The organism is Pseudomonas sp. 9.3L (assembly GCF_058536285.1).
Map to the genome: position 1 here is coordinate 2,002,764 of NZ_JBZUBK010000001.1, position 18,407 is coordinate 2,021,170.

Genomic DNA, 18,407 nt, shown 5'->3' on the forward strand with positions numbered 1-18,407 from the left:
TGCCAGTCGTGCTGATGAATATTCCCAATCTTCTTACTCTGTTGCGCGTCGCGCTGATTCCCATTTTTATTCTGCTCTTCTACCTTCCTTATCATTGGAGCTATCTGGCCGCCAGTAGCGTATTCGCGGTGGCCGCCGCAACGGATTGGCTCGACGGCTACCTGGCCAGGCGGCTGGAACAAAGTACGCCGTTCGGTGCGTTTCTTGACCCGGTGGCTGACAAGCTGATGGTCGCGGTTGCGCTGGTGCTGCTGGTGCAGGCACATGCCAACGTATGGCTTACGCTGCCTGCCATGGTGATCATCGGCCGCGAAATCGTCGTGTCGGCCCTGCGCGAATGGATGGCTGAACTCGGCGCCAGGGCCCAGGTAGCGGTGTCCAGCCTGGGTAAATGGAAAACCGCAGCGCAGATGGTCGCGTTGATCATTCTGCTAGGCAACCCTCCTGCGTTAACCTTCCTTGTGTTGGTAGGCTATGGCTTGCTCCTGGTAGCAGCAGTGCTTACGCTGTGGTCTATGGTCAATTATCTACGAGCGGCACTGCCTCACCTCAGTACGGATGTAAAAAAATAAAAGTATTTTTGAATCAAGGGCTTGACGGGCCCTGCTGATTCGATAGAATGGCGCCCGTCACACAGTGCGGGAATAGCTCAGTTGGTAGAGCACGACCTTGCCAAGGTCGGGGTCGCGAGTTCGAGTCTCGTTTCCCGCTCCAGTTTTAACGCTGGGTAGTTCACTACCTTGTGTTTTGAGGCCGAGTAGCAAAGTGGTTATGCTGCGGATTGCAAATCCGCCTACGCCGGTTCGATTCCGACCTCGGCCTCCATTATTAAAGCCCCGCAGATCAATGGTCTGCGGGGCTTTTCTTATTGCGAAGCATCGGCCATGACACGCGCAAACCCCCATAGCACCCGGTTAACGAAGCACTCGCTGTCGCATGGGAGCTGTTGCAAATGGAGGGCGTTCCAAGTGATTCGTTGTCGCCAAGGTTGACATCCACGGGCGAGTGAGCGTAATCATTTGCACCCTGTTCTCACCTTGCCTGTGAAGGAATGGGACATTAGCCCCGACCTTCGAGCCTGGTTATGTCGACTGATTTTAATCGTGGTGTGCTGGTGTCAAAGGCACTGACTGTGACAAATATCTACTGACCTCGCTCAGCATGTCGGGCGCGTTCAGCTTGATATTCCAAGAGGGCTCGACTGTGCCAACTTCTAAAGACACCAAGGAAGCCGTTCAGGCAGCAAAGGTCGAGCGCCTGAATGCGGCGCTTGCTGCATATAAGGCTGCAAAAGCTATGGGGCGGGTTCGACGGGTCATCGTCAACCCTGCGTAAGGGACGTTGCACCGTAGCGCTGGCAATCGCGAGGATCCTTTTGCCTTAGAGATCCAGCAACGCTTCCGTAATACCCAGCGCCGCTGCAATCTTCTCCCGAGTAGCTTTGCTCCGCTTCGCAGCCTGCTCTTGCTGAGCGTAGGCAGATTGGCTTATTCCGATACGTTCAGCTACTTCAGCTTGAGATAAGCCCAAGTGCTTGCGCCAGGCGGCTACAGGCGTTAGGTCTTCCTTCACCCTGTAGCCCACAACCTCATTAGGTACCAAGTCCTCAACAGGATGGTCCTTGAGGTACTGGCCATAGGGAATGACTACGAAAGCGGGCGAACCGTCTGGCCCGTTGATGATTTGAACGTTAGTAGGTGCGTTCATCGCGCTTGCTGACCTCTTCGACATTGACAATCTTCGGCTCGTTTCCAGATGGCAGAGGTTATAAGTATTTTTACAAGTATATAAAGGTCCCTTTTGTAACTGCCGCAGGCACAGCAGTGGGTTCGGTGATCCCCGTTATAGGCACTGTGGTAGGGGGCGTACTGGGCGGCTTGCTGCGCGCGGCGTAGTAAGTGGTCGGTTGTATGACGCGCCGCATGTGTAACGGGCGGGGTTTACAACGTATTTGCCTGCTATAGAACTTATATCACTACAGCCGTCCCAGTCCGCTACATCGTTCGATAGAGGCCGCCTTCGTGAAGCCGACAATGGAAGAAACAGATAGCGTGTTGCTACGTCTGCGCAGGCAAGACACGCCAACTGGCGTAAGCCATGCCACCGTCCAGCTGCTTACTGAGCAAACCGGCCTCAGCAAGACGGAGGTCATTCACTTGGCGTTGCGACAGATGGCCGATCGCTGCCTGCCTAAGTACGAGTTGGATGACGGCCCTCTGACGGACCAGCACATTGAGGCTATTCGCGCTGCCAGCCCTGCCACACACGTTCCCGAAGAACGCGCGAGCAAAAGGCTTTTTTGAACCATAGCCGTGTTGTTTCGCCCACTGCCCGAGCCAGGTGACATTATTTGGCCGCGCTTTCCACAAGTAAAAGATCTGGGCCACCCCGGCCCAAAGCCGCGGCCAGCATTGGTACTCAACGTCTACGAAGAGGAACACGCGATAAAGGTCGCTTATGGCACCAGCCAGCGTACGGATCGGCTCTACCCTGGTGAGTTCACCATCAAGCCAGGGGAAGGCGGCTTCGAGGCTTCAGGGCTGCAGACCGCGACCAAGTTCGATCTGCGGCGCGCCGTCAAACTCTACTTTGATGCCCAGTGGTTCAGCGCCGCCCCTGGTGTGCACGTAAACTCACCGCTATCCAAAGATAGGGTCCTTACACGCAAGTTACATGCGAGCGTCAACCGTGCGATGGCGTTTTTACTAGCCCGTTTGACGTCATCAAAGCCCCAGCCACCGACGTAGCTGGGGCTTTTTTGTGGGCGTTTATCCGTCGATTAATCAGGAGGTGATCCAGGCCGTATGGCATCAATGAGCTGCAATCCGGCCCTACTGGAACTGCTCCGCCTTTTACACCACTCAGTTTCTTCAATGTGAAGACCCTATTCTCAGGAATACCATGAGCCCCATTAGAGATAGTAGTGCCTATAACGTTTCAGCAAACTCTGTGCAAGCCGTCCAGGCAGTAATAGGAGCGCACCCGTCTGGACACGCTGACTCGCTGACATTGGCCATGTTAAGCGATCACACAGTGGCTGCGTTGAATGCTAAACAAACAAAGAGTAATGAACAGGAAAAGATGCTGGCCGGGTTTGCAAAAGGAGCTATTGAAAGCGGCCAGTTGAAGCTTTCGCCCAATCAGCCATTGAACGGTGTTGCTCACTTTGAGATGCGACGCGATCAGGACGTCTCGGTAATCAAGGCGAAGTTGAATGATCAGTCTAAATACGACGTTTTAAGCGTAGGTTTTCAAAGGGCTTCTGAAGCACCTGGCTTAATGACGCTGCCCAATCCAAGCATGTCTGCAAGAGGGGCGGCCCGGCACCCGTCTGCCTTGCTGCGCCTTTCAAACGAGCTACTGCTGAAAATCGCTCGCGACACTAGCGAGACTGGTATGGGGGTTGACCCTAAATTGCGACTGGTCAATAAGCAGATGAAGCGCATTGCCGACGATCAGATGTCGCCCAAGCAGCGGTTCTTAGCTCCAAACGGACAAAGCCTTCATGCTGCTGGTTACAACAGTAGCGCCATGGATGCTCTGTTCACGCGGCCTGAGGATGAACGTGACTTTGTCATTGCCCATGCCCAGCAACTACGCGCGAATGGCTACAATTACGTTTACCAGATCAACGACCTGGCCGCGCAACCTGCCGCTGCACGCGATTTTGTTCCCACCCATGTTCAGCAGTTGCACGCGGCCGGTTATGAGGCTTGTGATATGACCACATTAGCTGGGCAGCCTGATGGCGTACGCAACTTTGTTCTTGATAATGCCCCTATGCTTCAAGCCGTTGGCTTTAAGGGTACGGATATGAACAGCTTGGCCGTCATGGAGCCCGCCGGACGTGACTTTGTCGTTACCCATGCTCAGCAACTACGCGCGAACGGATATAAAATCGGTTTTCAGATCAAAGACCTGGCCGCGAGACCCGCCGCTGAACGCGACTTTGTTCTTACCAATGGTAAGGATTTGCACGCGGCCGGTTATGAGGGTAGTGATATGACCACATTAGCTGGGCAGCCTGCTGGCGAACGCAACTTTGTCCTTAACAATGCCCAAAGGCTTCAAGCCATTGGCTGTAAGGGTAATAACATGAACGAGTTGGCCGCCATGCCGGACGCCGCACGTGACTTCGTCCTTAACTATGGTCAGCAACTGCATGCGGAAGGACGTAGACAAGCTTTCATGATCAACGGACTGGCCAGGTGGCCCGATCAGCGCGAGGCATTTTTGCGACAGATTGGCGCATCATAGCTAACGCGTTATTGGTTCCTAAATAGCGACGAATACGTAGGCCAGCGTCTGGATCATTTTGCGGCTTACTTGGAACCGTTGGGCATTCGAACTGCTTGGGAATTGGCCAACGCAGATGCCCGTGCGTTGGGTTTGCAGTTTAGCGTGGTGCTGGAGAAAACCATTCGGAGGTGGCGGGAATTTCTTGCTGGCGTTGGACAACATTGGATTGCCTCGACGGCAGATGTGCCCAAATTGAAGCTATTCGCGCTGCCACCCTGCTACACAGGTTTCCGAACAGCACGCCACCAAAGTGCTTTTTGGACAATAGCCAAGTTGTTCATTGGTTTCTTCGTAAGCGTCCGAGCTACACCGCCTTGCAACTCAATCCTAAATCCGTTTAAACCACTGATTCACGCGCTCGCACTCAAATGCCGCTGGATCAAAAACATCTCCATGCCATTCAACCATGTCGTCATGCCCTGGATGATCGGGGTTGGCCATCGCCGCCAAAAAGTCCTCATAGCCAGGCCCGCCACCCACGTCTTCCGGTGGGCAAGCATTGGCGCCATCGATGCAATACGGCACCTGAGGACAGGCAATAGCGGGTAACGTTTTTTCGACCTTGATACTGTGATGCCAGCTGTCACCAAAGTCGTAGAGATAATTAAATGTCCGCTTTCCGTTCAGCGCCTTGATCAGCGTTTTACGAGCTTCCGGGTTAACCGTCGGCCCCCAGCCATCGGGATCGGGCATGCCATAACGCTCACCGGCAATTTCAAACTCATGCAGATGGCTATCACTCCAGCCCATCACGGTCTGGATGACATGGTGCAGTTTGCCCAAGGTGATGTTTTCAGGCACCGCGAACCGGCGCCAAATCTTCGGAGTGATCCACTTCAGCTCAATGTGCAGCAGCAACAGCTCGGAGGCGGGTTTGGGTAAACGGACAATTTTGACCATGGATCAGGCGGCCTCGCAGTGTTCAGAGCGGTTCAAAGAAATATTCCAGGGCAGCAACTCGCTTACCCGATTGATTGGGTACTCGGCAATGTGCTCCAACACATAGGTCAGACACGCCTGTGGGTTCAATCCGTTTAGCTTGGCCGAACCCACCAGGCTGTAAATCGCCGCTGCTCGTTCTCCGCCTGCATCGGAACCGGCAAACAGATAGTTTTTGCGTCCCAGCGCGACGGCGCGCAGCGCCCGTTCGGCGGCGTTGTTGTCGATTTCGATTCGGCCGTCATCGCAGTAACGCGTTAACGCCTGCCACCGGTTTAGGGCATAGAGGATTGCAGCGCCCAATGTCGATTTTTTCGACAGTTGAGTGAGCGTCTGGTTAAGCCATGCGTGTAGCTGTTCCAGCAGCGGACTGGCCCGGCTTTGCCGAATCGCTTTGCGTTGGTCAGGCGGTTGCCCTCGAATTTCGCTTTCGATGGCATACAGGGCAGCAATGCTTTGCAGCGCCTCGCCAGCAAGTGGTGACGCCTGGTCTTTGTAGACATCGTAAAACTTGCGGCGGGCATGAGCCCAGCAGGCGGCTTCCTGAATAGTGCCCGTCGCATACAACTGAGCAAAACCGGCATAGCCGTCAGCCTGCAAGATCCCGCTGAAACTCTTGAGATGGGCGCGGGGATGTTCTCCCTTGCGATCCGGCGAGTAGGCAAACCATACAGCCGCAGGCGTCGTGTAACCAGCAGATCGGTCGTCCCGTACGTATGTCCCGAGGCGAGCCGTTTTGGTTTTGCCGTTGCCCGGCGCAAGCACGCCAATTGGCGTGTCATCGGCATGGACTTTATGACCGCTCATGACATGGCGCTCAAGCGCGCTGACCAGTGGCCTGAGCAATTGGCTGCTCTGGCCGACCCAGTCGGCCAGAGTTGAGCGCTCCAGATCCACGCCCTCACGGGCGTAGATCTCAGACTGGCGATACAGAGGCAGATGATCAACAAATTTAGAGACAAGCACGTGAGCCAGCAGCCCAGGGCCTGCAAGGCCTCGGAGTATCGGGCGGCTCGGGGCAGGCACTTGGGCAATGTGCTCGCAGCAACTGCAAACCATCTTCGGGCGCACATGCCGGATCACTTTAAAACGCGCCGGGACGTACTCCAGCACCTCAGACACATCCTCACCCAACTGGCGCAGCTTCCCACCGCAGCCAGAGCATTGTGATTCAGGCGGATGAACGTGGATTTCGCGAGGCAGGTGTTCAGGCAACGGCTTGCGCCGAGACACGACGCGAGGGGGCAGTTCGGTTGGCGGCGTCAGTTCAGTCTGGCTGACTTGCAACTCTTCAAGGTTCAACTGGAGTTGGTCGATCATCGTGTCCAATTGCTCGGAACTGCGACCGAACTGCATGCGACGCAGCTTGGCGATCATCATTTTCAAGCGCTCAATCTCTGCCCGCTGGGCAGAGGCCAGAGCTTTCAAGGCTTGAAGATCGTTAGGCAGGGAGTCGGTCGCGAGCGTCATGACCGGATGTTACTTGGGATTTTTTCAGCGTGGCAAGTCAGACCGCGAGAACGGGTGCTGTACGAATGGGTCTGCGCCAATCAATGCCTTCCAATAGCATCGACAACTGCGCAGGCGTCAGCGAAACGCTGCCGCTGGTTGCTTGCGGCCAGACAAAGCGCCCTTGTTCCAGCCGTTTGCAAAACAGGCACAAGCCGTCGCCATCCCACCACAACAGCTTGATCCGGTCACCGCGCCGTCCACGAAAGGCAAAAATCTGACCGGAGAACGGGTCGGCTTCAAGTTGAGTTTGTAACAAGGCTGCCAATCCATCGAAGCCACGGCGCATATCCGTGACGCCGGCGGCGATCCAGATACGGGTTCCAGCAGGCGGGGCAATCATCGCAGTAAACGCTGCAAGATGACTTCCAGGGAATGCGGGTCAGGCGTGCCAGTGATGCGCAGCTTGGCTTTTCCAAGTTCAATCACGATCTCGGAATAAGATACGGGCTGTGGCTGGAGGGTTTGCGATGAATCCGTCGACGCCTCAATCACCTGAACAGGCAAAAGCGTTGCACTCTGGTTAATCGGGCCGAACATCCCTTCATGATATTGATGCCGCCAGCGAAAGACCAAGTTGGCATTGACGTCATGCTCACGAGCGATCAACGACACGGAGGCACCGGGCTGGAGGGTGGCCTCGACGACTTGGCGTTTGAACGTCAGCGAGAAGTTGGGGCGGCGACCGGTTCGACGAGCGGGGGCAACTGTATCCAAGATAGTGTCCACTAAAAAATGGTGTCCACTATCTTGGCTAATTTGGAGGGCTGTCAGGAGAGGGTGCTGGCCGGACGGTTACGTTTATTTTGCAGCCGCCGGCCAGTCCTGCCCTGGGTATACGCGCAGCCTCATCTTTCCAAAAAGGTATTCAGCGCGTTAATCCTCCTGAGCTATAGCCCAAAACACCTGCACCGCACCCTTATCTCGGTGCACAAGGGTGACATGGTCGTTCTCGCTGATCTCTCCCAGAATGCGTTCCCAGTCCGCTTCAGGCTCGTCGGGTGAGCGATAGATCATTGCGCTTTTGGCGCGTTGCGCTGCTGGCGAGTTGATAATGCGCTGGATGCGGTTGCCCATCACCTGGTAACTGGAAAGGGCGGTAGGTGAGGCTGAAGTGAGGGCCACGAAAATCTCCACTGCATGACAACGGGCGTTGTAGATACTGTTTTTATATACAGTAGTGTAGCGGGCATTTTGTTGCAAGCTCAGGGCGAGGAGCGGTGCTAGAGGTCACCTCCGCGCCATAGCACTTGCCCTTGGATGTCCAGTTCGAAACGGTCCCCTTCCGGCAGGTAGCGGTCGGGGTACTGTGCTTTGTCCTCGTTATCGCTTCGGATTACCCAAAGGTTATCAACGAGCATTAGCCGCTTGACGACCAAGCCGTCCTCCTCGTTCATGAGCAGGAAGAGTTTGTTGTGCGTCGGGTCTACGCGTGAGCGGTCAACGAGGATAACGTCGCCATCGCAGACAGTCGGGCACATGCTGTTACCTGTTACGTAAATCACCATCAGGTGTTCGGGGCGCGCCTGCTTGGAGCGTAGCCATTCCTGTTTGAAGGCCAGGCTGGAACGCTCTTCCACGAAGGCATTGTCGTGCCCAGGCCCGGCAGAAGCGCGCGCGGTGTAATGCGGGACCATCGCAAATGACGATTCCACTGCCGCTGGGTTGCTGAACGCTGCGCTTGTGTCCGCCTGAGGGATAAGAGAGGGAGACTCCGCCAATGGCTCTACTCCGGTGAGCGTGGCCAGTTCCTGTGCGAGGGTAGGGCTGAAATCGGCCACTGGTACGTTCAGCAGGCGCGAAAATACGGCTGCAGCCCGCAAGCTAAGCGCGGTGCGCCGATTGAGGAAATGGCTGACGGCGCCCTGAGTGACGCCTTGGCCCAGCGCGGCGGCAATCTTCTCTTGCGTCAAGCCCAACGCTCCTTTCTTAGCATTGAACAAGGCTTTGAGACGATCACTGTCGTCGAGCTGCCAAGCGGCCAGGGGGGTTCTGCGAGTGGCTTTATTCATCTGGCGATCATATGACCTGCGGTATTGACCAACAAGTATCGGCGGTATTGACTTGTAATATTACCGGCGATCATAATCCTTTGCCAGTCCGATCTACGTAGTACCAGCGATGGAGTCGTCGCTGCCGGTTTGCGTCATCACCCATCTTTGGAGGCACGCGCATGGCTACTTTCGATTATCTGCTCGGCGCGTGTAACTGGATGATCGCAGGGCTGTGCGGGGCCTTGGTTGCCGCGCGCTGGCACCAGGACGACCTGGGTGGCTTCAAGGCCTGGCTATTGTTTTTGCTTACGGGCATGGCCTGTGCACATTACCTGACTGGGCTAGTCTGCGCGTATGTGGCGGTTGTCGAACCCCGTAGCATGGCAGGGGTAGGTTTTCTGCTAGGCGCCTTTGGCGGGACGTTGATAGCCGCATTAACACGAGCCATCAGGGCAGCAGACCTTTGGTCGCTGATACGAAGCAAGTTTGGAGGGCCTAAGCCTTGATGCGCTGCGGTTCTGGATTAGGCCCGTCAGTGGGTACCGCACTGCTGAGAGAGGTATGTCTCATGAGCCTTTGGAGTGTCGTTGGCCATGGCGGTTTGCGAATGCACTACGCCTTCATCGAAGGTCAAGTCTTGGCCATTGATTTGGCGCAACTGTCGTGCAGTGGTTTCACCCAGCTTTTGATAGCGGTCGGCTTCGTTTTTTAGCCCCAAGGCTTGGGCCGAGACATAACAGCCCGTTTCCAGCGCCAGCTGTTGCGTGAGGCCTGAGGACTGGGCAGCGGCTTCAGCGCTAAAGCTGGTCAGTGGCGCCATGACGGCGAATACCGACAGCAGGAAAGGTAAGCATCTGTACGTGGGCATAATGGCAAGGCTCGAAAGGGCGCGATGCCGTTGTATCTGCCGCACGGCCGAATTGTTTAGCGGGCGGCGTTCCCCTTTTGCCTGATTTGTAGTGGTCTTCTAACCCCGGACACTGAGCTAAGTTTTCCTCGGCGACCACGAGTGCTAGGCCTTTGTTGAACTGATGCGGCCTTTGCCAGTTGTACCGCTGCATCAGGAACCGCCCGATATCCTGCTGTGCGCAAAGTAGCGCTCATGTAGTGCACCGTCAGTCATGTGAAGGTGTGTTGGCTATACGCTTTACGCTCGGGCGTCAGGGCTTGGCTGATCGGAGTGACACGGCCACGCTCCTGCTGGAGCTGGTTCACCCTACGACGCAAGGCTGACTCGCCAACGTCAAGCGACCTAGCTGTCTCGGTGTAGCTGTAGTTGTGGTCAAGCACCAGGCTGGCAGCCTCGCGCTTGAACTGCGGGATAAGGGTACGTCGTTGTCTGCTCATCAAACACCTCTGTGTGGCGATCATTTTCGCCTAAAAAGGTGTCCGGGGTTAGTAGACCACTACACCGGAGCCATTAGACCAGCTCAGTACTTAGGGTGTAAGCGTCTGGCCAACACACCTAAATCCCACACATCAGGCTACAGACCGGTCTTTTAGCGTGAAAAGGCTCAGTCCTAGCGCAATGAACGATGCACCAAATATGCGGTTAACGCTTTTTCTTCTACTCGCTCCTGTGAGAAGGGGCTTAAGCGTTTGCGCTAGCACCACGTAAAAAACATGAGCGACAACGGAACAGCCAGCAAAGGTTGCGATTAATACCCCTGCTTGACCGATATAAGAGATGCCTGGCTGGATGAACTGCGGGAGGAAAGCTATAAAAAAAAGTATCGCTTTGGGATTGGTTATAGCGACTGACACACCTTTGAGGAAAAGTTTTCCCGCTGAGGCGCACTTGGGGGTATGTGCCAGATCATTAAATGCGGTCTCCTTGCTATGCCACTGTTTAAGTCCTAGGTAGATCAGATACCCAGCGCCTGCAAGCTTGAGAACTACAAACGCAGTAGCCGAAGCAATCAGGATCGCCCCTAAGCCAGCAGTCGTGGCTGCCGCAACGGCTATCAGGCCGGTCGCATTGCCAAGCGAACCAATCATGGCTCGAATAGGGCCATAGGTAAGTGAGTTGGAAAGCGCCAAGATCACTGCCGGGCCGGGTGTGAGCGTGACAAACAAAGCTATGGCGATAAAGCCGAGCCAGTGGTGTATTGAGTCCATATGAGTCTCCGTGAACTTTCGGTAAGGACGCCATGACGTGAGGCATTGAAGCTATCAAGTTTACGGTAGCGTAACCGTGGCTCGTAATGTGTATTCACCATGATGCCTAATCGGTAAGCGTACGGGTATCCGTGGGTTCTGTGACGAGCTAAATGGCGTCGATGCGGATCACTTGGCAAGTTCCCGGATAAATCGAACGCACCCGTCAGGATCGGACCCTTGCCACTTCACGGTAATGGATTGTTCGCCAAGGGCTATTTCGATGATCGCCAACGCCTCCGATTGCTGCTTGGGCAAGGCCTTCACGGGACAAACGCAGGCAACACGGCAACTGAGGTATGCCGGTAAAGCGGCAGCCGATTACTAATGACGTTGGCATTTATCCCGTAAGTTATGGCAACAGTGGAAACGTTGGCCCAGGCTGAAGCACTGACTTAGGCATGGGACGTCTCCTTGTCGAACCCCGATAAAGCTCATCGAAAAGCGTCGAAGCAACCGCTGAATATTCACCGTTCGCTATGGGTCGACGCTGTTGAAAAAGTCGGTTGCAGCTCCCACGGCAGAAAAGTACGCGCTAGAGATTGAAATCCTAACTTTGAGCAGAGAAATCCGGGCTCAGATTTCGCATAGCAGCGCGTAAACGCAGCATTGGCGGTCAGTATGCTCGCAGTTTGGAAGAACCAACTTTTTCAACAGAATCGGTCGGTAGCCGTCTGTCGCGACCGGCAGCAACTGACCCAAAGCGGATGCAGTACAAGGAAGGTGGTGTAAATTTTCAGGTTGTCCAAATGTATGAACATGGCGTTAAGGGGGGAAAGAAGGTACGCGTCCCAGCCAGGACGGCAGGGTGTCGGCGAGAAATGCCGAAAAGAGTAATTGCGGACCAAGTGGTTTTTTGCGGACCGGAAGCGTATGGCCTAAAGCGTTTGGAAGGGCTAGGAACCCCCCGAAAACATTGTGGTGCCCGAACCCGGGGTCGAACCGGGACGCCCAAGGGGCGAGGGATTTTAAGTCCCTTGCGTCTACCAATTTCGCCATTCGGGCGGTAGCGCCGTGTCGCTGTGTGCGCTGATAAGCCTTTGACCCAAAAGCATAAACAGCGCAAGGCCAAGAATATATACAGCCCGCGACCTGGAGGCAAGGGAAAACCTACAGGTTGCGCCAAGTCCTTAGGTACACAGGTTTTGGCTGACAGGGCGCCGCTTGCGAACGTGGAGTGAACCCCACGCTTGGCATGGGGGTCGCAAAAAAGACCTAGTTACGTCTACATCGGGAGACCCGCCATGAAAAACTACCCAAAGCCGCCGTTCCCAAAGCAACCTCAGTCCGTACCTGGTTTTCAGTCGGAGATGGACCCGGTGCCCGACTGCGGGGAGGAAAGTTATAAAGGGTCTGGTCGGCTGAGTGGCAAGGTGGCGCTTATCACCGGCGCCGACAGCGGTATCGGCCGCGCGGTGGCCATTGCCTATGCACGCGAGGGGGCGGATGTGGTCATTGCCTACCTAAATGAGCATAAAGACGCCAAAGATACCGCGCGCTATGTAGAAGCGGCAGGGCGGCAGTGCTTGCTGGTACCCGGTGACCTTGCGCACAAGGCTGCCTGCCTGGAACTGGTCAACAAGACGGTTGAAACGTTTGGGCGCATAGATGTGTTGGTCAACAACGCTGCGTTCCAGATGACCCATCAAACCCTTGAAGACATTCCCGATGACGAGTGGGTGCATACCTTCAACGTCAATATCACGGCCATGTTCCGCATTTGCCAGGCGGCCGTGCCTCATATGAAGCCGGGGTCGTCGATCATCAATACCTCGTCGGTCAACTCTGATAATCCTACGCCTCAGTTGCTGGCCTACGCCTCAACCAAAGGCGCGATCGCCAACTTCAGTGCAGGTTTGGCGCAGATGCTGGGTGAGCGGAACATCCGGGTGAACAGCGTGGCACCAGGGCCTATCTGGACACCGCTGATCGTGGCCACGATGCCACCGGAGCAGGCCAGCGAATTCGGTTCGCAAACCCCATTGGGGCGCCCCGGCCAGCCTGTAGAGGTAGCCCCGATCTACGTAATGTTGGGCTCTGATGAATCCAGTTATATTTCGGGGACACGCTTTGGCGTGACGGGCGGCAAGCCCATCCTCTAAGCCCAAGGCATGGCGAGCAGGCGCGACGTCTGTTCGTCGATGCACCCTCGTAATCAACCTTGGTCTTCCCCTGCAAGAGCCCTTATAAGGGTGCTTTCTATCCGCCCGCCGCCTGCCGAAATCGCCCCTGGTAAAGGTTCTGAGTTTTGTACAACTCTGTTACAGTGTTGCCCAAATATTTGAGCGCCCCTGTGGAGTAAGCAGTGACCACGACTGAGTCGGCGCAGGCCTTTGCCGCCGCCATCGAACAATGCGCCCGCGAACCTATACAGGCGCCAGGGAGCATCCAGCCCCATGGCTTCATGCTTGTTCTGGATCCCGCTACACACACCGTGCTCCAGGCAAGCGCCAATACCAAAGAGTGGCTGGGGCTTGACCCGGAAGCAGTGGTAGGTCAACCGTTATCAAATTTGGCCGAAACGCCCGAGGTATTGGCGCTGCGCCTAGCAACGTTGCCGCCTGCTGACCCTCATCCGTTCCATGTCATGGACCTCACCTTCCGTGGTCATGTTGATCAGCAGCCCTATGCAATGCTGGCCCATCACTGGGATTCGGTCCTCATTGCGGAGTTCGAGCCAGCCTCTGACGTGGCCGCTGCCTATGGCCAGCTATACCCGTTGGTGCGCTCCTTTGTGGCTGAGCTGCAGGATATCCAGACGGTCGAGCGGTTATGTGAACGCGTGGTAGGGGAGGTCAAGCGCATCACCGGTTTCGGGCGCGTGAAGGCCTACCGCTTCGATGCAGAAGGTAACGGCGTCGTGCTGGCCGAGGACGCCGACGAAGGCTACCCCCATTACTTGGGTATGTATTTTCCAGCCAGTGACATTCCCCCTCAGGCGCGCGCGTTGTATTGCACCAATCGTATCCGCGTCATTCAAAACGCCACCTATCAAGCGGTAGCGCTGTGGCCTGAATACAACCCCGCGACCCAGCAGCCCCTGGACCTGAGCTACAGCGCGTTGCGCAGCGTGTCCCCCGTGCATTTGCAGTACATGCGCAACATGGGTACACCGGCCTCCATGTCTATTTCGATCGTGGTGCGGGGCAAGCTCTGGGGGCTGGTGTCGTGTCACCATGCCGAGCCGCGTCAAGTGGGTTACCAGATCCGTACCGCATGCGAGCTACTGGGCAGCGTCGTTTCCTTGCAGATCGAAGCCAAGGAGGCTCACGCCGATACCCATCGGCGCCTTGAACTGCGTCAGCGTGTCGTGCAATTGCTCGCTACCATGGCTGACCGCGACAGCGTGACCGACGGGTTGCTGGCCATGCCCGAAGTGTTCCTGGCGTTCGCGTCAGCTTCAGGGGCTGCGGTCGTCAGCGAAGGCCGGTGTGAGCTGATTGGGAACTCACCGCCGCAAGAGGCCGTGGAGGCCTTGGTGCACTGGTTGGGCCGCGAGGGGGCCGGTGAGGTGTTTCACACTAATAACACCGGCCGCGATGTGCCTGGGCGTTGCCAGATCGCCGAGCACGCCGCAGGCGTGTTGGCAGTGGCCATTTCCAAGGTGCACAATCACTATTTGCTGTGGTTCCGGCCTGAGCATGCACACACCGTCAACTGGGCAGGCCAACCGACCAAGACCATCGGCCCTGAGGGCAAGCTCAACCCCCGCAACAGTTTCGAGCAGTGGCAAGAGTCGGTTCGCGGGTTCTCCGTACCTTGGGACGCGCTTGAAGTGGACGCCGTGGTGGAGTTGCGTACAGCGGTGCTTGGCATCGTATTGCGCAAAGCCGAAGAAATGGCTGCGATGGCGGTAGAGCTGAAAAAGTCCAACAAAGAGTTGGAAGCGTTCTCCTACAGCGTCTCCCATGACCTGCGCGCGCCGCTGCGCCACATTGCCGGTTACGCAGAGCTACTAACCGATTTTGACGGCGATAAGCTCTCTGACCGAGGCGTGCGTTTTTTGGAACACATTGGCGATTCGGCCAGGTTTGCCGGCACCCTGGTCGATAACCTGTTGAGTTTTTCCCAGATGGGCCGGGCAGCGCTGCGTCACTCGGATGTCAATCTGGGCGCTTTGGTGCAGGCGATCCAGGCTGAAATGGCGCCTGATTACGCAGGCCGTACGGTGGTCTGGAACATCGGGCCAATGCCTGCAGTCTTGGGCGACGCCGCCTTTTTGCACCTGGCGTTGCGCAATTTGATCTCTAATGCCCTGAAGTACAGCCGTGACAGCGAACCGACTGTGATTGAAATTGGCTCGCAGCAAGCGCCTGCGGCCAACGAAACTATCGTGTTCGTCAAGGACAATGGCGTCGGTTTCGACATGGCTTACGCCGGTAAATTGTTTGGTGTGTTCCAGCGCTTACACCGTATGGAAGAATTCGAAGGCACGGGCATCGGTCTCGCCAGTGTGCGGCGTATCATCGAGCGGCACCACGGCAGGGTATGGGCGAACGGTATGCCTGGCGAAGGGGCAACCTTCTATTTCGCGCTGCCAAACAACCAGCAATAACGGGCTTGCAGTCTTATTCGAGAGGTATTCATGCTTAAACCCATCCTTCTGGTGGAAGACAATCCGCGCGACCTTGAGCTTGCACTGATTGCCCTGGAACGAAGCCAGTTGGCCAACGAAGTGATCGTTCATCGAGACGGCGCCGAGGCACTGGACTATTTGTTCCGTCGCGGTGAATTCGAAAACCGTGACGAGGGTAACCCTGCGGTGATGCTGCTCGACCTCAAATTACCCAAGGTCGACGGCCTGGAAGTGCTCAAGGCTGTGCGTGATACGCCGGAACTGCGCAGCATCCCAGTGGTCATGCTCACATCGTCCAAAGAAGAACCCGATCTGCAGCGGGCGTATGAGCAGGGCGTGAACGCCTATGTCGTTAAACCGGTCGAATTCAAGGCCTTCGTCAGTGCTATCTCAGACCTGGGTATTTTTTGGGCGGTGCTCAATGAGCCGCCTCCCGGGTCTCTGCGTTTGCAGCGCCGCCCTTGATGTGACCCGTTGCCTTCCCGCTGAGAGTTTTGCCTGTGCCCACCTCTGTGCCCATTAGGCTGTTACTTGTCGAAGACAGCACCCGTGATGCCGAACTCACCCTGTTTGCCCTGGAGCGCAGCGGCCTGCGGCTGGACGCCGAGCTTGCCCACAACCACGAGCAGGTCCAGACGCTGCTGGATGCACAGCGTTTCGACCTGATTCTCAGTGATGTGGTGCTGCCTGCCTCTTCTGGCGAGCAAGTGCTGGCGGTTGCCCGAGAAAAGGCACCCGAAACCCCGTTCATTTTCATCTCGGGCGTTTTTGGGGAAGAGCACGCGGTCAAGATGATGCGCCAAGGCGCCACGGACTACGTCCTCAAGCAAAGCCTCCCGTTGCTGCCGGCCGCAGTCAGGCGGGCCATGGCTGAAGTGCATGAGCGCAAGCAGCGCAAGCTGGCCGAGCTCAACTTGCATGAAGCCGAATCGCGTGTGCGCATTGCGATCCAGGCGGCACGCATGGGTACGTGGGAATTCAACCCCATCACCAATGTGCTCACGTGGGACGAGCGCATGCGCGAGATGTACGAGCTGCCCTCGAACGCACCGGTTAGCCTGGAATTGTTCTATTCCAACATTGATACCGAAAGCCTGCCGCGCGTTCGCGAGCGCGTGGACGCTGCACTCAACGCCAGCAGCGACCACACGTACCAGGTGGAATACCGGGTTCGCTTGCCCAGCGGGGTAGAGCGCTGGTTTTCCAGCAGCGGTCGCTCCAGTGTAGAAGACGGTCGCTGCGTGCGTTTCAGTGGAGTACTTCAAGACATCACCGCGCAGAAAGAGGCCACTGAGTCGCTAGAGCGGCTTAACGACCTTTTGGGCGACCGCGTTGAAAAGCGTACCCGCGAGCGCGACCGCACCTGGGAGCTGTCACGGGAGCTGCTGGCGGTGTTGCATTTCGACATGGAGCCTGCCGCGTTGAACCCCGCGTGGGAAGCAACCCTGGGATGGCCTCGGGGCGCGTTGTCGCAAATGGGCCTGTGGGGGCTGGTTCACCCTGATGACGTTGCGGCCACCACGCGGGAAGTTGAGAACGTCGCCGAAGGGATCGTCTCCAGCCGCTTCGTCAACCGTATGCGGCACGCCGACGGTGACTATCGCTGGCTTTCATGGACCATCGTGCCCGACGAAAGCATGATGTACGCCGTGGCCCGGGATATTACCAGCGAGCGCACGGTGCTGGACGAACTGGCCGCCACCAACGAGCGCTTGCGTGAGCAGATCCGCGAGCGCGAGCGGGTCGAAGCGGCCCTTCAACAGATGCAGCGGCTGGAGGCGGTGGGCCAGTTGACAGCGGGCGTGGCTCACGACTTCAACAACCTGCTGACGGTTATCCTGGCCAGCGCCAACTTCCTTATTCGTGACCTTGGCAGAGGCAATTTCGCCAAGTTCGACAGCCGCCTGCACAGTATTCAAGAAGCCGCCGAACGCGGCGCCCGGTTGACCAGCCAACTGCTGGCGTTTTCGCGGCGCCAGCGACTGGAACCAGCGGCCGTCAGCCTCAACGACACCGTCTCCGGCATGCTGGACCTGCTCCAGCGCACGCTGGGGGGCAGTATCTGGATCGAGACCGATAAAGACCCGTCGCTGTGGAACGCCTTGGTCGATGCCACTCAAACCGAGATGATCATTCTCAACCTTGCGATCAATGCCCGGGACGCTATGCCCAACGGTGGAACGCTCAAGGTCATTACCGCTAATGAGACGGTTACCCAACCCGCCAGCCGCCCGGAGGACCCGGAGCCAGGTGACTACGTGGTGCTGACCATCGAGGACTCAGGCTGCGGCATGCCACCGGCGGTGCTGGCCAAGGCTTTCGAACCGTTCTTCACCACCAAAGATGTGGGCAAAGGCTCTGGCCTTGGGCTGGCCCAGGTGTTCGGTTTCGCCAAGCAGTCGGGGGGTGGCGTGGCGATTCAGACCGCCGAGGAGCAGGGCACGGCCGTGAAGGTCTACCTGCCTGGCGTGCCCACGCCCAGCCTGACCTTCAGCGAACCTGCGCCTGCTGAAGCGCTGCTGCCCTCTGACGGGCTCAAGCACCGCATACTGTTGGTAGACGATGACCCTAATGTGCGTCAGGTCACCGCCCTGCTGTTGGATGCCCTTGGCTTTATCGTCATCGAAGCAGATGGCGGGGCCCAGGCGCTGGAGCGGCTCGATGACGAGGTGGATGTCCTGCTTACCGACTACGCCATGCCCGGCATGACCGGCGCTGAACTGGCCGCCGAAGTACACAACCGTTACCCCAGCTTGCCCGTCGTATTCATCACCGGCTATGCACGGGTGGAAGGGTTGGAAGACGGAAAATACTTGATCGTTCAGAAGCCCTTCCGCGAAGAAGAACTCGTCCAAAAACTAAGGATGGCGATGAGTGGTTCTGCGCTGAATGGGCCGCCGCTAAACGCACCGGCGTCAACCGTTGGTAAGTGA

The 18,407-nt window shown here is 56.8% G+C and carries 18 protein-coding genes, 3 tRNA genes and 1 pseudogene; 11 read left to right on the forward strand and 11 right to left on the reverse strand.

The window, feature by feature from the left end; genetic code table 11:
• Positions 1 to 14: 14 nt before the first annotated feature.
• From pgsA to AC4LE2_RS09170, 3 genes are all read left to right on the forward strand, one after another.
• The gene (gene pgsA / locus AC4LE2_RS09160; protein ID WP_491825453.1) at positions 15 to 572 is read left to right on the forward strand and encodes a CDP-diacylglycerol--glycerol-3-phosphate 3-phosphatidyltransferase; all 558 of its coding nucleotides are present in this window, start codon (positions 15 to 17) and stop codon (positions 570 to 572) included.
• Positions 573 to 638: 66 nt separating this feature from the next.
• Positions 639 to 714 (forward strand) — tRNA-Gly (locus AC4LE2_RS09165).
• 37 nt (positions 715 to 751) lie between these two features.
• Positions 752 to 825: transfer RNA gene (locus AC4LE2_RS09170), tRNA-Cys, on the forward strand.
• Between the two features lie 555 nt (positions 826 to 1,380).
• Here the strand turns inward: AC4LE2_RS09170 and AC4LE2_RS09175 are convergent.
• The gene (locus AC4LE2_RS09175) at positions 1,381 to 1,707 is read right to left on the reverse strand and encodes a helix-turn-helix domain-containing protein (protein WP_491825454.1); all 327 of its coding nucleotides are present in this window, start codon (positions 1,705 to 1,707) and stop codon (positions 1,381 to 1,383) included.
• Positions 1,708 to 2,033: 326 nt separating this feature from the next.
• Here AC4LE2_RS09175 and AC4LE2_RS09180 point away from each other — a divergent pair, with 326 nt between their 5' ends.
• The 3 genes from AC4LE2_RS09180 to AC4LE2_RS09190 all read left to right on the forward strand — a co-directional run bounded on the left by AC4LE2_RS09180 (position 2,034) and on the right by AC4LE2_RS09190 (position 4,257).
• Positions 2,034 to 2,303, forward strand: a complete 270-nt coding sequence (locus AC4LE2_RS09180; protein ID WP_491825455.1) for a hypothetical protein — start codon at positions 2,034 to 2,036, stop codon at positions 2,301 to 2,303.
• 9 nt (positions 2,304 to 2,312) lie between these two features.
• Positions 2,313 to 2,747 carry a type II toxin-antitoxin system PemK/MazF family toxin gene (locus AC4LE2_RS09185; RefSeq protein ID WP_491825456.1) on the forward strand — a complete coding sequence of 145 codons (435 nt, stop codon included), beginning with the start codon at positions 2,313 to 2,315 and terminating at the stop codon, positions 2,745 to 2,747.
• A gap of 286 nt (positions 2,748 to 3,033) precedes the next feature.
• On the forward strand, positions 3,034 to 4,257 hold the full coding sequence (locus AC4LE2_RS09190) for a hypothetical protein (RefSeq protein ID WP_491825457.1): 1,224 nt from the start codon (positions 3,034 to 3,036) through the stop codon (positions 4,255 to 4,257).
• Positions 4,258 to 4,626: 369 nt separating this feature from the next.
• Here the strand turns inward: AC4LE2_RS09190 and AC4LE2_RS09195 are convergent, their stop codons facing one another.
• From AC4LE2_RS09195 to AC4LE2_RS09220, 6 genes are all read right to left on the reverse strand, one after another.
• A complete protein-coding gene (locus AC4LE2_RS09195) occupies positions 4,627 to 5,199 on the reverse strand; it encodes a plasmid pRiA4b ORF-3 family protein (protein ID WP_491825458.1) in 573 nt (190 codons plus the stop codon).
• A 3-nt stretch (positions 5,200 to 5,202) separates the two neighbouring features.
• The gene (gene tnpC / locus AC4LE2_RS09200) at positions 5,203 to 6,708 is read right to left on the reverse strand and encodes an IS66 family transposase (protein WP_491825459.1); all 1,506 of its coding nucleotides are present in this window, start codon (positions 6,706 to 6,708) and stop codon (positions 5,203 to 5,205) included.
• A gap of 37 nt (positions 6,709 to 6,745) precedes the next feature.
• On the reverse strand, positions 6,746 to 7,090 hold the full coding sequence (tnpB, locus tag AC4LE2_RS09205) for an IS66 family insertion sequence element accessory protein TnpB (protein ID WP_491825460.1): 345 nt from the start codon (positions 7,088 to 7,090) through the stop codon (positions 6,746 to 6,748).
• Positions 7,087 to 7,464, reverse strand: coding sequence for an IS66-like element accessory protein TnpA (tnpA, locus tag AC4LE2_RS09210; protein ID WP_491825461.1), 378 nt, complete (start codon positions 7,462 to 7,464; stop codon positions 7,087 to 7,089). Before tnpA ends, tnpB begins: the two co-directional genes overlap by 4 nt.
• A gap of 159 nt (positions 7,465 to 7,623) precedes the next feature.
• Positions 7,624 to 7,872 (reverse strand): DUF1654 domain-containing protein, encoded by a 249-nt coding sequence (locus tag AC4LE2_RS09215; protein WP_491825462.1) that lies wholly within the window; start codon positions 7,870 to 7,872, stop codon positions 7,624 to 7,626.
• Between the two features lie 98 nt (positions 7,873 to 7,970).
• Positions 7,971 to 8,759: a LexA family transcriptional regulator gene (locus AC4LE2_RS09220; protein ID WP_491825463.1), complete on the reverse strand. Its 789-nt coding sequence runs from the start codon at positions 8,757 to 8,759 to the stop codon at positions 7,971 to 7,973.
• Between the two features lie 161 nt (positions 8,760 to 8,920).
• On the opposite strand from AC4LE2_RS09220, the gene AC4LE2_RS09225 reads away from it, so the two are divergent.
• Complete coding sequence (locus tag AC4LE2_RS09225; protein ID WP_491825464.1) at positions 8,921 to 9,247, forward strand: MFS transporter; 327 nt, start codon at positions 8,921 to 8,923, stop codon at positions 9,245 to 9,247.
• A gap of 26 nt (positions 9,248 to 9,273) precedes the next feature.
• Here AC4LE2_RS09225 and AC4LE2_RS09230 read toward each other — a convergent pair whose 3' ends face one another.
• From AC4LE2_RS09230 to AC4LE2_RS09245, 4 genes and pseudogenes are all read right to left on the reverse strand, one after another.
• Positions 9,274 to 9,561 carry a hypothetical protein gene (locus AC4LE2_RS09230; protein WP_491825465.1) on the reverse strand — a complete coding sequence of 96 codons (288 nt, stop codon included), beginning with the start codon at positions 9,559 to 9,561 and terminating at the stop codon, positions 9,274 to 9,276.
• 326 nt (positions 9,562 to 9,887) lie between these two features.
• A pseudogene (locus tag AC4LE2_RS09235) lies at positions 9,888 to 10,088 on the reverse strand (transposase); the annotation flags it as partial.
• Between the two features lie 132 nt (positions 10,089 to 10,220).
• Positions 10,221 to 10,859, reverse strand: coding sequence for a LysE family translocator (locus AC4LE2_RS09240; protein ID WP_491825466.1), 639 nt, complete (start codon positions 10,857 to 10,859; stop codon positions 10,221 to 10,223).
• A gap of 958 nt (positions 10,860 to 11,817) precedes the next feature.
• Positions 11,818 to 11,903: transfer RNA gene (locus AC4LE2_RS09245), tRNA-Leu, on the reverse strand.
• 239 nt (positions 11,904 to 12,142) lie between these two features.
• Here AC4LE2_RS09245 and AC4LE2_RS09250 point away from each other — a divergent pair.
• From AC4LE2_RS09250 to AC4LE2_RS09265, 4 genes are all read left to right on the forward strand, one after another.
• Positions 12,143 to 13,000 (forward strand): glucose 1-dehydrogenase, encoded by an 858-nt coding sequence (locus tag AC4LE2_RS09250; RefSeq protein ID WP_491825467.1) that lies wholly within the window; start codon positions 12,143 to 12,145, stop codon positions 12,998 to 13,000.
• A 203-nt stretch (positions 13,001 to 13,203) separates the two neighbouring features.
• Positions 13,204 to 15,453 carry an ATP-binding protein gene (locus AC4LE2_RS09255; RefSeq protein ID WP_491825468.1) on the forward strand — a complete coding sequence of 750 codons (2,250 nt, stop codon included), beginning with the start codon at positions 13,204 to 13,206 and terminating at the stop codon, positions 15,451 to 15,453.
• 30 nt (positions 15,454 to 15,483) lie between these two features.
• A complete protein-coding gene (locus AC4LE2_RS09260; RefSeq protein ID WP_491825469.1) occupies positions 15,484 to 15,939 on the forward strand; it encodes a response regulator in 456 nt (151 codons plus the stop codon).
• A 35-nt stretch (positions 15,940 to 15,974) separates the two neighbouring features.
• Positions 15,975 to 18,407, forward strand: a complete 2,433-nt coding sequence (locus AC4LE2_RS09265) for a response regulator (protein WP_491825470.1) — start codon at positions 15,975 to 15,977, stop codon at positions 18,405 to 18,407.